The organism is Agrobacterium larrymoorei, from assembly GCF_013322225.1.
GTDB classification, from domain to species: Bacteria; Pseudomonadota; Alphaproteobacteria; order Rhizobiales; family Rhizobiaceae; genus Agrobacterium; species Agrobacterium larrymoorei_A.
Genome location: NZ_JAAMFB010000026.1, coordinates 25,440 through 39,087, shown reverse-complemented (window position 1 = coordinate 39,087; position 13,648 = coordinate 25,440). Strand labels below are relative to the sequence as shown.

Annotated in this window: 19 protein-coding genes; 15 read left to right on the top strand and 4 right to left on the bottom strand. The window is 56.9% G+C overall.

Translation table 11 applies throughout. The annotated features are described in order from the left end of the window. The first annotated feature begins 6 nt into the window (after window positions 1-6). The 3 genes from G6L28_RS16115 (at window position 7) to G6L28_RS16105 (ending at window position 2,509) form a co-directional block, all read left to right on the top strand. Window positions 7-291, top strand: a complete 285-nt coding sequence (locus tag G6L28_RS16115; protein WP_174064847.1) for a copper-binding protein — start codon at window positions 7-9, stop codon at window positions 289-291. Between the two features lie 167 nt (window positions 292-458). Next, window positions 459-1,697 (top strand): adenylate/guanylate cyclase domain-containing protein, encoded by a 1,239-nt coding sequence (locus G6L28_RS16110; protein ID WP_174064846.1) that lies wholly within the window; start codon window positions 459-461, stop codon window positions 1,695-1,697. A 362-nt stretch (window positions 1,698-2,059) separates the two neighbouring features. Continuing rightward, window positions 2,060-2,509, top strand: coding sequence for a DUF411 domain-containing protein (locus G6L28_RS16105; protein ID WP_174064845.1), 450 nt, complete (start codon window positions 2,060-2,062; stop codon window positions 2,507-2,509). Between the two features lie 11 nt (window positions 2,510-2,520). Here G6L28_RS16105 and G6L28_RS16100 read toward each other — a convergent pair whose 3' ends face one another. Further along, window positions 2,521-2,904 (bottom strand): MerR family transcriptional regulator, encoded by a 384-nt coding sequence (locus G6L28_RS16100; protein ID WP_174064844.1) that lies wholly within the window; start codon window positions 2,902-2,904, stop codon window positions 2,521-2,523. Between the two features lie 74 nt (window positions 2,905-2,978). Here G6L28_RS16100 and G6L28_RS16095 point away from each other — a divergent pair, with 74 nt between their 5' ends. Then, on the top strand, window positions 2,979-3,758 hold the full coding sequence (locus G6L28_RS16095; RefSeq protein WP_174064843.1) for a glutaredoxin family protein: 780 nt from the start codon (window positions 2,979-2,981) through the stop codon (window positions 3,756-3,758). Window positions 3,759-4,213: 455 nt separating this feature from the next. Here G6L28_RS16095 and G6L28_RS22895 read toward each other — a convergent pair whose 3' ends face one another. Further along, the gene (locus G6L28_RS22895; RefSeq protein WP_234902607.1) at window positions 4,214-4,414 is read right to left on the bottom strand and encodes a hypothetical protein; all 201 of its coding nucleotides are present in this window, start codon (window positions 4,412-4,414) and stop codon (window positions 4,214-4,216) included. A gap of 822 nt (window positions 4,415-5,236) precedes the next feature. On the opposite strand from G6L28_RS22895, the gene G6L28_RS16085 reads away from it, so the two are divergent. The 8 genes from G6L28_RS16085 to G6L28_RS16050 all read left to right on the top strand — a co-directional run bounded on the left by G6L28_RS16085 (window position 5,237) and on the right by G6L28_RS16050 (window position 9,427). Beyond that, complete coding sequence (locus tag G6L28_RS16085) at window positions 5,237-5,695, top strand: DUF3846 domain-containing protein (RefSeq protein ID WP_234902606.1); 459 nt, start codon at window positions 5,237-5,239, stop codon at window positions 5,693-5,695. Continuing rightward, complete coding sequence (locus G6L28_RS16080; RefSeq protein ID WP_234902605.1) at window positions 5,692-6,708, top strand: hypothetical protein; 1,017 nt, start codon at window positions 5,692-5,694, stop codon at window positions 6,706-6,708. Before G6L28_RS16085 ends, G6L28_RS16080 begins: the two co-directional genes overlap by 4 nt. A 28-nt stretch (window positions 6,709-6,736) precedes the next feature. Then, window positions 6,737-7,186 (top strand): hypothetical protein, encoded by a 450-nt coding sequence (locus tag G6L28_RS16075; protein WP_174064841.1) that lies wholly within the window; start codon window positions 6,737-6,739, stop codon window positions 7,184-7,186. A gap of 9 nt (window positions 7,187-7,195) precedes the next feature. Further along, entirely contained in the window at window positions 7,196-7,531 is a 336-nt protein-coding gene (locus G6L28_RS16070) for a hypothetical protein (protein WP_174064840.1), read from the top strand. Between the two features lie 47 nt (window positions 7,532-7,578). Further along, the gene (locus G6L28_RS16065) at window positions 7,579-7,884 is read left to right on the top strand and encodes a hypothetical protein (RefSeq protein WP_174064839.1); all 306 of its coding nucleotides are present in this window, start codon (window positions 7,579-7,581) and stop codon (window positions 7,882-7,884) included. A 542-nt stretch (window positions 7,885-8,426) separates the two neighbouring features. Further along, window positions 8,427-8,666 carry a type II toxin-antitoxin system VapB family antitoxin gene (locus G6L28_RS16060; protein ID WP_012653071.1) on the top strand — a complete coding sequence of 80 codons (240 nt, stop codon included), beginning with the start codon at window positions 8,427-8,429 and terminating at the stop codon, window positions 8,664-8,666. Continuing rightward, window positions 8,666-9,100, top strand: a complete 435-nt coding sequence (locus G6L28_RS16055; protein WP_174064838.1) for a type II toxin-antitoxin system VapC family toxin — start codon at window positions 8,666-8,668, stop codon at window positions 9,098-9,100. The genes G6L28_RS16060 and G6L28_RS16055 overlap by 1 nt, the downstream gene beginning before the upstream one ends. A gap of 27 nt (window positions 9,101-9,127) precedes the next feature. Further along, window positions 9,128-9,427 carry a hypothetical protein gene (locus G6L28_RS16050; protein ID WP_174064837.1) on the top strand — a complete coding sequence of 100 codons (300 nt, stop codon included), beginning with the start codon at window positions 9,128-9,130 and terminating at the stop codon, window positions 9,425-9,427. A 24-nt stretch (window positions 9,428-9,451) separates the two neighbouring features. On the opposite strand, the gene G6L28_RS16045 is transcribed toward G6L28_RS16050, so the two are convergent. Beyond that, window positions 9,452-9,781 (bottom strand): hypothetical protein, encoded by a 330-nt coding sequence (locus tag G6L28_RS16045; protein ID WP_174064836.1) that lies wholly within the window; start codon window positions 9,779-9,781, stop codon window positions 9,452-9,454. Between the two features lie 114 nt (window positions 9,782-9,895). Between G6L28_RS16045 and G6L28_RS16040 the strand changes: the two genes are divergently transcribed. From G6L28_RS16040 to G6L28_RS16030, 3 genes are all read left to right on the top strand, one after another. Next, the gene (locus G6L28_RS16040) at window positions 9,896-11,485 is read left to right on the top strand and encodes an RcgA family putative transporter (protein ID WP_174064835.1); all 1,590 of its coding nucleotides are present in this window, start codon (window positions 9,896-9,898) and stop codon (window positions 11,483-11,485) included. Further along, on the top strand, window positions 11,475-12,476 hold the full coding sequence (locus G6L28_RS16035; RefSeq protein WP_174064834.1) for an alpha/beta fold hydrolase: 1,002 nt from the start codon (window positions 11,475-11,477) through the stop codon (window positions 12,474-12,476). The genes G6L28_RS16040 and G6L28_RS16035 overlap by 11 nt, the downstream gene beginning before the upstream one ends. Before the next feature lie 483 nt (window positions 12,477-12,959). After that, the gene (locus G6L28_RS16030; protein ID WP_174064833.1) at window positions 12,960-13,157 is read left to right on the top strand and encodes a hypothetical protein; all 198 of its coding nucleotides are present in this window, start codon (window positions 12,960-12,962) and stop codon (window positions 13,155-13,157) included. Between the two features lie 65 nt (window positions 13,158-13,222). On the opposite strand, the gene G6L28_RS16025 is transcribed toward G6L28_RS16030, so the two are convergent. Continuing rightward, window positions 13,223-13,585 (bottom strand): hypothetical protein, encoded by a 363-nt coding sequence (locus G6L28_RS16025; protein ID WP_174064832.1) that lies wholly within the window; start codon window positions 13,583-13,585, stop codon window positions 13,223-13,225. Window positions 13,586-13,648 lie beyond the last annotated feature (63 nt).

Sequence of the window (13,648 nt, the reverse complement as noted above, 5' to 3'; positions counted from 1 at the left end):
TCGAACATGAAGAACATCATCAAGCTCGGCCTTGCCGCCGCCATCGCCCTCTCCGCCGCCGCTGGCGCCTTCGCCCAGGAGTTCACTAACGGCACCGTGAAGAAGCTCGACGCGAGGGCGAAGAAGGTCACCCTGATCCATGAAGAGCTCAAAGGTCTCGAGATGCCCGCAATGACCATGGTCTTCGAGGTCAAGGACGATGCCGTCCTGGCTAAGCTCAAGGAGGGCGCGAAGGTCCAGTTCGTGGCCGAGCGCGTCAACGGCAAGCTGACGGTCACACAGGTGAAGTAGCGTAAATTAGCTTATCTCAACGAAAACGCGCGGTCTCTTCTGAGGCCGCGCTGATAGGACAGAGTTGCACTTATCAGTGTTGAGGCTAGAGCTGAGACGCTGGAGGAGTTCGACGCCTAGATTACCTCGCGTTTGGCTTAAGCAGCCTCAATCGTAGAGACACTACAATGAACCATAGGATACCATCGACAGGTCGCGAGGCTATCAAAGACCTCCAATTCGCCTCGCTTAGGTTTGTGGCCGTTTCCATTCTGATTGCGAATTTGGTTTTCGGCAACAATTCGGCGACCTCTACGTCGAACATGATTGTGAGTTTCATGTATCTCTGTGCCAGTGTTGCTTCGGTAGTTGCCGCCGTGCGATTTCCAGCACTGAAAGTTTTGAACGCAAGTTTTGTGATTCTCGACGCAGGCTTGGTGACGGTTGTCCTTTATTACCATCTGCTCGCCAGTCCAGTAACCGCAGAGCACAACCTCACTACTTCGAGCCTTGCCATCGCCTTCATCCTTCTCAATAATATAGCTTTAAAGCTCGATCATCAGCTTATTGCCGTATTCTCGACAATTGTCGTAACGTCTTGGGTTACGATGAAGGAGATAATGTCATACAGGCACCATGTCACTACCCCGACTATGCAGCTTAGTGATTTTTTCAATCAGGATTTAATACTGACGGCGAGTTATGGATTTACCGCCTTGGCTCTCTATTTGCTGATGCTTGACTACGATCGGACACGTAAACATTCGCTATTGATCGATGAGAGACGCATGAACCTGTCTCGTTTTTTCTCTCCGACTGTGGTGTCGGATCTTGAGGACGCGAGCGGCGTCCTTGACCTTGAGCGCCGGAACGCAGCTGTGATGTTCGTCGACATTAGAGACTTCACCCAGTATTCGGAAACGGCACCCGCTTCCGAACTCGCCCGAGTACTTGCAGAATACCGACGGATTGTGGCCGGTACTGTATTCGCTTACGGCGGCACGGTGGACAAATTCATGGGAGATGGCGCTATGGCTGTATTCGGACAACCGAAATCACAGAGAGACGATGCGCATCGGGCGCTTTCTTGCGCTCTCGAATTGGTCACGGCCCTAGATGGATGGCGTTGGGAAAACATCAAGGAGGGTGTTTCGCCGCTTAAAACTGGAATCGGCCTTCACTATGGCTCGGTTTTGGGCGGTGTAATTGAAAGCGGTTTCCATGATGAGTTTACCGTCATCGGTGATGCAGTTAATGTCGCACAGAGACTCGATAAAATTGCTAAGAAACTTCGATCACCTCTCGTCGTCTCCAAAGTCATCATAGATAAAGTTCCTGGCGCGGAGTGTTCAACTCCGTGGCTTCGACAAGATAGAGTGCAAGTCGAAGGGCGGAAGGAGCTTATCGATATAGCCTATTTGGAGTAAAAAAATTGACGGCTTGTCGATTGCCCGCGCTAAATACTCTCTTAACTTGGCTGCTGGATAGTTACTTCCAAAGATCGCGTAATCCAGTCTTCAAACGAAAGCGACTGAATCGTCTATGAAAAGCGCGTCCCCACCTGATGCGAATGATGCTCTGGCTCTCGGAAAGTTTGGCAATGTGGAAAGATTGACATTCCTGTACTTGCGCGGAACGTGAGTGGCGAAAACAGAGGCGAGAAAATAGGTGCGGCACTTGGGGACCATCTGGTACCATGATGGCAGTGTAGCCAAGGCACGATTTTATGACAATTTTCTCTTGTCAGGAAGCAAGTGTGCATAATTCGGCGGCAGGAAGGTAATAAATTATGAAGCGTAGGGAATTCATCTGCATGGCAGCGTCGGCGGCGCTTCTCCCAAGCGCGGCGGCGGCCAGCATACCGGAACTGATCGTCCACAAAGACCCACACTGTGGCTGCTGCGAGGCGTGGGCGTCTGCGTTCGGAGACGCTGGCTTTTCCGTCGTTATCAGGAACGAGGACGACATGGACGCAGTCAAGGCCAAGCTCAAGATCCCTGGCTCGATCTATGGATGCCATACTGCAACCGTGAACGGATACTTTCTCGAAGGCCACGTACCTCTGGAAGCCGCGCAACGGCTTCTTTCGGAAAAGCCAGCCCTTGCAGGTCTGGCTGTCGCAGGGATGCCGAGGGGATCGCTCGGCATGGGCATCGATCCCGGTGCGTCCTACGATGTCATCGCTGTACCGAATAATGGTGGCGCGCCCTATGTCTACCTCGCCGTCAGGCCGAAGTGACCGCGCCCCCGTCAGATTCCGAAAGACGACAGGATGGGGCATGGCCCCTTCTTCCCGGATGCGCACTCCCCCACCAACCGCTTGAGCGCAATCCTCGCCTGATCGAGTTCGGCGATGCGGGCTTCGAGGGCCTCGAGCCGGACCTTCGCAAGCTGTCGCGCCGTTTCACGATCGTCTCCGGCATCCAGATCCATGAGTTCCTTGATCTCTTCGAGCGTGAAGCCCGCGGTCTGCGCCTGCCTTATGAACCTGAGACGGCGAAGGTCATCCTCCCCGTAGTGCCGGACACCGACGTGCTTCTTTGGGGTCATGAGCAGACCCCGCCGCTGATAGAAGCGGATCGTCTCGACCCCGACGTTCCCTGCCGCCGCAAGTTTTCCGATTGTCATGTCCATTGGCTGTTGACTCCGTACTACGGTACGGAACGTATGGTCATGCCAACGGTTTCACAAGACAAAGGAGATGTGAAATGTTGGACAGGGTCCAGGACAATAAAAAGGCTGTGATCCACCGGATGGTGATGCCGGGCCACACCTGCCCATACGGCCTGAAGGCGAAGTATCTGCTTGAGCAGTCCGGCTACGAAGTCGAAGACCGTCATCTCACGACACGCGATGAGACTGAGGCTTTCAAGAAAAAGCACGGCGTTGCCACCACGCCGCAGGTGTTCATCGACGGCGGGCGGATCGGCGGACACGACGACCTCCGCAGGTTTCTAGGCAAGAAGGTTGCCGATCCCAAGGCGACGACATACCGCCCGGTGGTGGTCCTCTTCGTCATGACCGCTCTGACGGCGATGGCGGCGAGCTATGCGGTCAGCGAAAATCCCTTCACGCTGAGAGCGGCGGAATGGTTCATCGCCTTCTCGATGGTCGTGCTCGCGATTTTGAAGCTTCAGAACGTCGAGACCTTCGCGACCATGTTCCTGAACTATGATCTGCTAGCAAAGCGGTGGGTTCCCTACAGCTACGTCTATCCGTATGCAGAAGGACTCGCGGGCATCCTGATGGTCGCAGGTGCACTCAACTGGATCTCTATCCCAGTCGCAATCTTCATCGGTACGATCGGCGCAGTATCGGTCTTCAAGGCCGTCTACATCGATAAGAGGGAGTTGAAATGTGCATGCGTTGGCGGGTCCAGCAATGTCCCGCTGGGTTTCATCTCGCTTACCGAGAACCTGATGATGATCGCGATGGCGGTCTGGATGGCGGCGGGCTCGCTGGGCATCGTCGGCGGCCATGCAATGTGAATTGCGGGCATCAAATTCAGGTGGTCAGAGATGCTGGTGTCGCCGCGGCCGAAGGATCATCATCTCATAGGGCTGCATGCAGCCCTGCCCTACGGACGCCTGCGGCGGCTTTCCCTGTAATGGTCTGTGCGCTGACTGCCAAGTGTTGCTCAACCTTCGCCGCTGCGGTCGCGGCCCCCATCCAACGCCAAACCAATGAGACCGAAGTAGAGGCGCGGCTTGCGCCGCGCCTCTATCTCAGCGGCCCGCCGTAGGTGTCGGTTTTTCTCCCTCGAGGCAACCAGCTTGAAAATCTGTTCGAGAGCTTCCGTGTCGAGCTGTCGGATTTTCGAGATCGTGTTTTGCAGGAGCCGGGAATGTTCCTGATTTCCGCTCCATAGATGCGGAGCGGCAGGGGCAAGGATTTCCTCTGGTGTAGCGTCCAGAACTTCTCAGATATCCGGTGATAGACCGCGTTACTCAAGCCAAGCAGGGGAGCAATTTTGGAGCGTGACAAAGACCGTTTTATCGCGGGCCTCCCGAATACTGATGCTGATTTTGTCGTCCAGTTCCGCGTTCAGATGGACTTTGCCGTGGTAGGGCTTCCGATAGACCGGCTTTTCAAGATCAGGATCCTGCACCAGTTGTAGGCCGAGTTGTTCAACCCAGTTTTCCATCGTTGGACCCTGCCATGGTTTACCGCGCTGTAATTTCTAAGTATGATTTTTTGTTACCGAATTGGCTGCATGATAGGAGTCCCGAAACAAAGGTTCCAGATTAAAATTGGCGCATCGCTACGCGACCGCGCTCTATGCCTTTGGCACGGAGCCGCTGGAAAAGCGTCTCCGCCCTGCGGGTAACGATCGCTTGCGCAGCGCGGAATCCGCCGCGAAACAAATAATAGTTTGCGCCATATTGGGCTATTCACTGGCATTTACAGTTTGATCGCAAGATACCATATTGCATCAAACCGAGGTCAGGTTGTGACAGGACACTAGCCCGTTCTGCCATGCCGGCAGGGGGCCGCTCTGCCTCGAAACAGGGCGGCCCCTTTTATTTCTGGGATATCATCGTCTTGGATATTTTCATTCCAGCAGTCATCGTTTTGGCCGGCTACGTATGGCTCGTATTGAGAGCAAACCGCACCTCTCATGCCATTCGCAAGGAGCGTGTCCTCCTGAAGAGTGTTTCGGGGTGGGGAGGTTGACGGTGACACCTTCGGTGTCCTGCTTGTTGGATGAGGGAAAGAGGAGCGCTGCCCTCTCTCCCTCGCAAGCGAAAAAACGGTATCCCCGTCCTTCCTTCGCGCTTTGCGCTCCATGCAGGATCAGCGCTCACGCGCCGACCCTTCGTCTTCGCCTCCGGGCGGGCGACCCCCCTCCGTTTTATTCCCTTGCCACCCTCTCTCCCGCTGCTCCGCGCGAACTCGTGAGCAGGAGCGGGGCTCCTGCCCACGAGGGGCATGAGAAGACCGCTTCGCGGAAATGGAAGGGCTAGACATGACCAAAACAGCAACCGTTTACCTGTTGGACCCGGAGGCGGGGACCATTCAAACCGTCGAGATCGACGCGCGCAGCGCCTTTGCTCAAACCTACACCTTGATTGGATGCGAGCTGGTTCAGGTGGTGCCGTTCGATAGCCACCATGTGCTCGTCATCGATGAGGACGGGTTACAGGACGGAATAACATCCTTCACCATCGCAGATGGATACCCGCAGCCATTGGCCGGGAAAATTGTCCTTGTCGGTGCACAAAACGGCGAACACTTCACGCCTCTCCAAATGACCATCGAAGACGCCGCCAAACGGTTCACCGTGTGCAAACCGGTGCTTGATCCGGTTTTTGCGTCAATCGATGAGACGACCATGAAGGGGGTTATCCTTGCCGGTTTTCTGACCGGCTTGCAAACGCGGATCACTCGCACCATGCCCACTGTCATGGCTGGAGTGAAGAAATGAGCATCACCATTGCATTCTTCGAGCGTGAAGCCGCCGACCGCGTTTTAGAAATCGTAGCAGACACCTTCGCCGCCAAGATCGCGGCGAAGGACATCGAGCATAATTTCAGCTGGCTCACCCACTCGCCCGAGCGTCGCGCAGACCGGGAGCTAGAAGGTTTGGCCGAGCGGCTGAACGATTTTGCCAACTATGCCATCGACCTTTGGACGGAGGCCGCGACCCCTATTCCCGGCCCCGAAATCGAGGCTTTCACGCGACGACATATCGACGTCACTTGCAAGTATTGGGCAGCGGAAAGCCGTTGCGCCAACTGGATGATAACCGGCCCGGCCCGCTTTCCCGTTGCTCGCAACGAAAAGCGCATGCGGGTTTCCGATGCCCGCCGCGCCGATATATCGGCCCATGCGGAAAATGCCTGCAAGGCAATCAGGCGCAAGGCATACCCGCATGGCGCGGACGGCGAGCCGATCCGCTCCGGCGACCCCGAAGCGCTGCAGCGGATCGCATCGCGCATCGAGCACCTTGCCTTGTCCATCGAAAGGATGAAGCGCGCCAATGCCATTATTCGCCGGATGGAAAAGGACCATGCCAGCGAAGCCGACATATTGGCTCGCGTGGTGTCGGAGACCGGCTTGCAGGAAGAGCAGGCAGCGCGGGGAATCACAATTGCGCCATGGCAAAGCCGACGCGGCTTTTGCACCACCAACACCCGCGCCGAGCTCCGCCGCATGCAGCAGCGTCTAGCGCGCCTCGCCGCAATGAAGACGCGGGGCGACAGGTCGGAGGAAGTCGAGACAGAAGCGGGAGCCGTGGAGGTGAAAGAAAACACCGAAATAGCCCGCATCCAGATGATCTTTCCCGGCAAGCCCGATGAAGAAGCCCGCCGCATCCTCAAATTCCATGGCTTCCGTTGGTCGCCCTCGCAAGGCGCGTGGCAGCGTCACCTGAACGAGGCGGGACGCTATGCCGTCAAAACCGTCTTGAGCAAGATCAGCGGCGCCAGCGCCGCTTGATCCTCCTAACACATCGAGGATTGATGACATGACCGAGCAGATTTTTACCGTCATGGAATTTCGCGGCAAGGGCGACCCGATGTTCGGCGGCCATGCAGCCGATTGGGGCCTCTATACGACCGGGGACAAGGGGCACGCGTTCATGTGTGCCGCCGACACACAGCGCCGCGATCTGGTCAAAGCCTATTTCCTAACCGAGAGGGAGGGAAAGGCAGCTGGTGAAGGCGCAAGCCTTCGAAACGGACTGATTTCCGTGCTGCCGGTGCCACATGACCCACGTATTCCGGTTGTTCAGCTCCGCTGGATCGTCGGGAATATGCATGTTGGCACAAGTGACGAGGACTTGACCGCCGATATCGTCGCCCGTTCGGAAAACTGGCCGCTAGGCCGGTACGCGGATTACTTGGCTCAGGCCTGCGCCTACGCGCTTGCCAGTCACCGAGCCAATCAGGGGCTTTATGCCCACTTCCGGTTCTAGGGGACAACCATGACGCACTCTGTTTGCAAACGCTGTGGTGGCGGCTTCTGGGAAAGCGAGAAAGGCGCACGGGAGGAAGACCTTTGCGACGAATGCGAGGGAAAGCCCGCGCCCAATCAGGCGGCCCGTCGCAGCGTCGAGGTGTTCGATATCCCGTCCGGTCTTGGTGGGAGCCATACCGTCGAGATCGTCGGGGAACTGCAAGGCGGTAAGGTGCGGCTGCGCGTCTGGTACGGGCGCGCAACCGCGACAGGCTGGGAACCGTGGAAGGATTGGGACGGCTACCGTTTCGACGCCGACCGCGCCGAGTTGAAAAACAAGCGGACAATGCCGCTGTTCAAATAACCCTTGGCCGCGCCGATCGCGCGGCCCTTTCATCAGGAGGACCAACATTGAGCCGATACCCTATCACCGTAAAATCAGACCTTCAGACCGATGAAAACGCGGTAATCGGTTTTGACCCGCCGTTGCGCACGTTCTTTCTGCAGGCGTTCCCCAACGAGGCGACGGACGCTTGCGCGCTATGGCTTGGCGGCTTTCTAGAAGAGTATCCGAGCCTTGAATCGATCATCGATGCGGCCCGCTCAGAGGGTTATGAAGTTCACGGGCTGACCCATGATGTCATCATAGCCCTGACGAAGGAAGGCGGGACGCCGACGCCGCCGAGCATCGGCGAGCGACTTGGGATCGTTCGCTAACCGAGCAATCGAAGCTGATGTTTTGGGGCCGGTTTTCCCAGACTGGCCCCATACCCGTTTTCGCAGGTCGGACCCGTGCCGCATCGAGCGGCCCAGGTCCGAACGAGGGGAGCCCTTGCCCCTCCCCTCGGGCTCCCCTCCCACCCGGTCTTTTCGGGTCTGGCCGCGTAGAAGAGAGCAAAATTGACTGCAAGCATGACGACGACCGTGCTGATGAAAGCGAGAAAAAGAAGCGATCTTTCTAAGTAGGCTTTGCGGCTGCTTCTTGCGGCTGAACGCAACAACGCCCGCCGCACCTGCCGAAATTCCGATGATAGCCGGGAGTGACATCATGTCATGGACCTTCAGTTGCTCGCACGACCCCGCTTGTGCGGAAGTCAGTGCTTAATTACGATGTAGTTCAAGACTTTCTTAAAGTTGCGCCGCTGAGATGCTGCAAGGTTACGTAATGGGCAACGCGAGGATTTCCCCGGAAAGATCTTGGAACAGTTGCGAGCATATGCAATTGAGGATATCATAATATCCTCGAAAGGATATGTATCATGCCGCTGTACATCAAGGATCCGGAAGTCGATACCCTCACCGAAGAGCTGATCCGCTTGACTAAGACATCCAAGGTTGATGCCGTTAAGACAGCGCTTAGGCGCGAGATCGCCAGCCGCAAGGGCAGCTTGCCCATGCGCGAGCGCCTGGCTAAGTCCCTCGCGATGGCGCGGGACGCCGGTCCATTTGCGCCGGGGGATCACAAACGCGAAACTGATGAAATGTGGGGCGAAGACTGATGCTGTTCGTTGACGCTTCCGTGGCCGTCGCTATCCTTGCCGGCGAAGACGACGCCGGCGAGCTAATGCAGCGGCTTGAACAGCATGACGGCCCCTTTTACGTGTCGGCGGTGGTTCGAATGGAAGCCTCGCTTTCGCTGACGCGGCGCATGGCCGAGGCGAAAGGCCGGGACCGGCCTGCGACCCCTGATATGCTCGCTACCGCGCGAAGGATGGTCGATCAATTCTTTGCGGACCTTGAGGCCAAGGAGTCCATGATCTCTGGTGATGTCGGGACGAAAGCGCTCGACGCTGCACAGCAGTTTGGCAAGATCGTCAATCACCCCGCGAAACTGAATATGGGCGATTGCTTCACCTATGCTTGCGCCAGAGCCTACCGCACGAAGATCGCTTACAAGGGCAACGATTTTGCGGAAACCGATCTCGGCTGGTGACCGTCAACAGCAACGCGCGAGGAAGTCATGTCCGAAGATGTATCACAGATTTTCTACACATATTCTCCATGCCGATGGGCCGAAGGCGATCGACGCTGGAAAGATGACGATGCCGGCTTTGATATCTTCGACACATACGAAGCTGCGAAGGAGGACGCCCTGAAGCTACGAGAAGATATTGTGCGTCAGGGCGAAACTGAGTGGACGCCTGTACAGATCGAGAAGCTTGTCCTCGCACTCATGAATAGAGAAAATTTGCTGCTTCTTTTTAATTCGGGTTTTGAGGCTGCTGTCATCGATCACGAAGTGTTGGACGTGATCGAGTGAGGTCAGGCATGACGGCCGGATCGCTTACATCCGGCGCGGAGATCCGAGGAGCAGATCCATTTCCTGGGGCGTCAGAACATTGCCGGTTTTAAGAATATAAGCTGCGATATAGGTCAGCTTCTCATTCACCTCGCTCTCACCCTGCGTCCTGTAATGGAGGATCGCTTGTCGGGCTTCCGCTTCTTGCCTCACCAGAGCGGCGTCAAATTGAGCGGCCTCTGCCATCGCATGGAGCGCGACGATGTGCTGATCAATCAACTCCTCAAGGCAAGTCTCAAGGGTGTCCTTGCACACGAGCGCCTTGTGCGTGCGATGACGGGATAAGCGTGGATCGGATGACGACAAATCTATCATGGCTGAACAACTCACTGATCTATGAGCGTGCTAGCGTAGACCACTGCTTGCGGATGAAGGCACGATACACTACGAAGTTCCACGAAACGAAACGAAATCAACGCCGGTAAGCCTTTGGAGAAGAACGGAAAGTTTTTCATCGCGCCCCCTAAGGATGGGCGGGATTTCAAGGAACTGTTCAAGGACCTTGCCGCTGCGGGGGCTGGACGCCCCCTGGACAGCGACGGCTTTCCATCGGGTCCGTGGACGCCGGAGCTTCTGGCCGAAGCGATTTCGCAGATAGATTCCAATCATGTCGGCGTCGATTTGCGAACGGTACAACTCTGGTTTCAGGAGAACGACAAGGGTGTGAGCGCGGCCAACATTCGCTGGCTTGCGAGGGTTTTTGGATGCGCTGATAAGCAAGCGACGAGCGAATGGCAGATGGAGCTCAGCGCGGCTCAATCCCGATTGGTCGCCAAGAGGCGGAGTTCCAAAAAAGCAGACAGCCGTCTCAATCGCATTCCTGATGTTCCTCTAGCCGAGATCGAGGCCGTGGAAATAGTCTATGCGGCGCAAGGCGATGCGCAGACCGAAAAGCCGCGCTTCAGTCTCGGCCGAATGTCGGAAGCGGTCTTCACGCGCGGCTCGCCCCTGAATCTGCCCGCTTCGGTCTTCGCCGGCGCGTCGGCTCTCGGGTTCTTAGCCTATATCCTGGGCATACACAGCGCGATCTACACCCGGGCCGATGGCATTGTTAAGCAGGTCGGGTTCCTTTGGGCACCCAACTGGACCTTCCTTTTCATGGTCCTCCTGCCCCTGTTTTTCGTGCTGGTAACGGAGCTTCTGGTTTACTGGAAAAATAATGGCCGGATGGTGCTGGCAGGCCATGGTGACAGGATCCAAAGCCGCCGCGATTGGGAACGTCACCTGAAGGCCTATTCCTACTCCTATTGGGCCGTTTTCGTCATCTGCATTCCCTTCGCGGGTATCTTCCAGTGGATTGCGGTGGATCTGATGCCGCTGCTCAAGGGAAAAGGCGACTACGCGATAAGTTGGGGCACGCTGGCGCTCATTCGGCCCGAGGTGGTCTCGGTGCCAATGTCGATCGTCTTCACAAGCCTTGCGTATCTCTACATGTGCCTCTGCTTCTATCTTCTGTTCGCAGGGCTGATCCTGCTCCATACGATCCTTCATGACCTCTGGACGATTGAAAGTACCACACAGCTGCGGCCGGATGAGTTTCAGCGGGAAGCCGGGGCGATTGCTCTAAGAGTGATGGAGGGAATATTTCGGTGCACAACGGTGGGTATTCTGGTCGCCATCTGCATGAAGTTGCAAAGCGCCTACCTGGCCTCGAACGGCAAGGACATCGTGACGTGGCTCGTGAACGATAGTTCCGTTGTCATTGACGGCTATGCCAATGGCCGAAATGGCTTCCACTACAGAATGCCAACGCATTTCAGCAGTCTGTTGGTGGCGATCTCGTCCTGTGTAGGCTTCCTGTTCGGGTCCGTTCGGTTTGCAAGACGCTTCCACATGCCGCTATGGCGGATGTCGGCGGTCGTCGCGTTGCTCTTTGCAACCTACATGCTGATCGATGCCTTTGACGGCTTCTCGATCCTCCTGGGTGTTGCAACTATGCTTGCGACATACGCCCTCTTCGATCCGGAGTTCGGGCGATGGCGCGCAGACGAGATAGAAAGCGATCAACGTGTTTCATAGCTGGCTTGATGGTTGGGACGAGCGGCGCGCGCAGCGCGGTGACGAGGCCAAGAAGACAACGCCTTTCCTGATCGACGCCGATCGCGCCTTTCCCGGCGCGCAGAATACCGCGTCTCTGGAAGAATTCTGTTTGCTTGCCGACAAGGCCGCTTCCGATCCGGGTTTCTTCAAGCGACCGCCCCGGAGCGCTGACGGCTTTGACCGAAAAGACGGATGGCTCAAGTTCCCGTCCGACATCGCGACCGATGTCGACGAGAACAATACCGTTTGGGCAAAAATCACGGAAAGCGCGTCCAGCAAAAAGGCATTGGTGATTTTCCACCACTGGAATGCCGACGCCCGCAAAGCCCAGATTGCGACGTTTTTTTCAAAGCGCGGCATCACCGTGATCGAGATCGCGATGCCCTATCATTTCGAGCGCAGCCGTCCCGGCTCGCTGTATGCCGACTACATCCTCAGTGCCAATCTCGGGCGAACGCTCCAGTCCATGAGGCAAGCGGTTTGCGATGGCCGGAAAGTCATTGGCTGGCTGAAAAGCGAAGGCTATCGCGAGATTTCGGTTCTCGGCATGAGCCTGGGCTCTTGGGTCGCAGGATTGATCGCGGCGCACGAGCCCGCCGTGTCGAAAGCCTCGCTGTTTCTGACAGCCGGTAGCCTTGCCGATATGGTTTGGACAGGACGCGCGACACGATCCATTCACGAGAGCCTTGCGCCCCATATCGAGCTGAACGATCTCAGAAGAGCGTGGGGACCGCTCAATCTGGAGAACTACGCGCAAAACCTAGCGCGACCGGACTTGAGGCTTCACGTTGTCCTTGCGAAACGTGACACCGTCGTTTTGCCCAATCTATCGGCCCGATTTATGCAGAGGCTCGAAAGTGTCGGCGCTTCGCCCCACATCCTGGAACTGAATTGCGGGCATTATTCACTCGGTATTCCGCCTTACATCCTGCTGGCTGGCCTGAGCTTGAGCAGGTTCCTGTCGCGCTGATCGGTTCCACCGTCATGCCTCAAGCGCGCGCTCGCTGACCGCGTTGAGCGGCCAGCGGGTGCAATGAGGGGAGCCCCCTTCGGCCCCTCCCCTCAAACTCCCCTTCCCCCGCACGATGGACGCCCCGCAAGCGGGTCGGCTCATTGAGGCTTGTTGGCGTTTCCGGCCGGAGACGTCCTGATATGTGCCCTCCACCGCTGCAGCATGACGGCGATGGAAATCCGCCCTTGCGGTCGGATCGCGATTTGCCGGTTGAAGGCAAAGGCGACGGCCGGGGCTACGAAGGCCGCGTTTACCGGTCTCTCCTTGGTGGCTGTACGTAATCTAATGCTGCGCACGATACGGCAGGCCCCGCCTTTGCGTGCAACCCCGAGGGGTTCTCCTCTCCGCTTCGCTGCGTTGCGATCGCTGCGCGATGCACTCGGCGGTTCCACCCGTATTCGAGCTTCGCGATTACGCACAACCACCAAGGAGGATCACCTCATGAAAACGCTCGTAACCTTCTGCCAGAAAACCGGCCGTCGCCTTCGCCAGTTCATCAACCGGCAAATCGCGAAGTTGGCCCATAAAGGCCAACTTAAGTTCTCCATCGCCATCATGCTTCCGCCCCTCGCCAAGGTTGAGTTCACCTATCAGGTCGAGCTCGATGGCAAGGCCGGAAACGCCAACAAGCCTCAATAAGGCAAAGCCGCGCCCTCCGCGGCGCGGCTTACTCGCCAGACGAGCTAGTGATACAGAGGCCGATATCACAGATTCGCCGAGATAACTTGACCAACATCTCCGTGTCCGGCGGACATGAGTGTAGTGAAATCGTTCGGCTTGATCGTTCGACGAACCTCCGGCGGATAGCAATTTCCGCCCCCGTTGTAGTCCCTGAAAGTCGCACGGGCTTGCTCGTTGGTCAGGACATAGAACGTCGGGGCCATCGTTCTCAGATCGAGTTCGATAAAGACGAAGAAATCCGCATCGCCTTTCTTATCCCACTCGACAGGCCAACGCGTAATTTCGGTCGGCCGCTTCAGAAACTGCCGCGTCTTCACCTCGATCGATTTCGGTATGCCATCCACGACGACGATTACATCGTGTCCAGGTGCGCCCTCTGGGCTCATGTAAGCTGCCAGCCCCAACGTATTTAGCTTGGCAACTGTCAGCAGCTCGCCCAGAGTGCCGGA

Excerpts from the sequence above, each read along its gene's own strand:
- G6L28_RS16115 (WP_174064847.1), top strand. The coding sequence starts at position 7 with ATGAAGAACATCATCAAGCTCGGCCTTGCCGCCGCCATCGCCCTCTCC.
- G6L28_RS16110 (WP_174064846.1), top strand. The coding sequence starts at position 459 with ATGAACCATAGGATACCATCGACAGGTCGCGAGGCTATCAAAGACCTC.
- G6L28_RS16105 (WP_174064845.1), top strand. The coding sequence starts at position 2,060 with ATGAAGCGTAGGGAATTCATCTGCATGGCAGCGTCGGCGGCGCTTCTC.
- G6L28_RS16100 (WP_174064844.1), bottom strand. The coding sequence starts at position 2,904 with ATGGACATGACAATCGGAAAACTTGCGGCGGCAGGGAACGTCGGGGTC.
- G6L28_RS16095 (WP_174064843.1), top strand. The coding sequence starts at position 2,979 with ATGTTGGACAGGGTCCAGGACAATAAAAAGGCTGTGATCCACCGGATG.
- G6L28_RS22895 (WP_234902607.1), bottom strand. The coding sequence starts at position 4,414 with ATGGAAAACTGGGTTGAACAACTCGGCCTACAACTGGTGCAGGATCCT.
- G6L28_RS16085 (WP_234902606.1), top strand. The coding sequence starts at position 5,237 with ATGACCAAAACAGCAACCGTTTACCTGTTGGACCCGGAGGCGGGGACC.
- G6L28_RS16080 (WP_234902605.1), top strand. The coding sequence starts at position 5,692 with ATGAGCATCACCATTGCATTCTTCGAGCGTGAAGCCGCCGACCGCGTT.
- G6L28_RS16075 (WP_174064841.1), top strand. The coding sequence starts at position 6,737 with ATGACCGAGCAGATTTTTACCGTCATGGAATTTCGCGGCAAGGGCGAC.
- G6L28_RS16070 (WP_174064840.1), top strand. The coding sequence starts at position 7,196 with ATGACGCACTCTGTTTGCAAACGCTGTGGTGGCGGCTTCTGGGAAAGC.
- G6L28_RS16060 (WP_012653071.1), top strand. The coding sequence starts at position 8,427 with ATGCCGCTGTACATCAAGGATCCGGAAGTCGATACCCTCACCGAAGAG.
- G6L28_RS16055 (WP_174064838.1), top strand. The coding sequence starts at position 8,666 with ATGCTGTTCGTTGACGCTTCCGTGGCCGTCGCTATCCTTGCCGGCGAA.
- G6L28_RS16050 (WP_174064837.1), top strand. The coding sequence starts at position 9,128 with ATGTCCGAAGATGTATCACAGATTTTCTACACATATTCTCCATGCCGA.
- G6L28_RS16045 (WP_174064836.1), bottom strand. The coding sequence starts at position 9,781 with ATGATAGATTTGTCGTCATCCGATCCACGCTTATCCCGTCATCGCACG.
- G6L28_RS16030 (WP_174064833.1), top strand. The coding sequence starts at position 12,960 with ATGAAAACGCTCGTAACCTTCTGCCAGAAAACCGGCCGTCGCCTTCGC.
- G6L28_RS16025 (WP_174064832.1), bottom strand. The coding sequence starts at position 13,585 with ATGAGCCCAGAGGGCGCACCTGGACACGATGTAATCGTCGTCGTGGAT.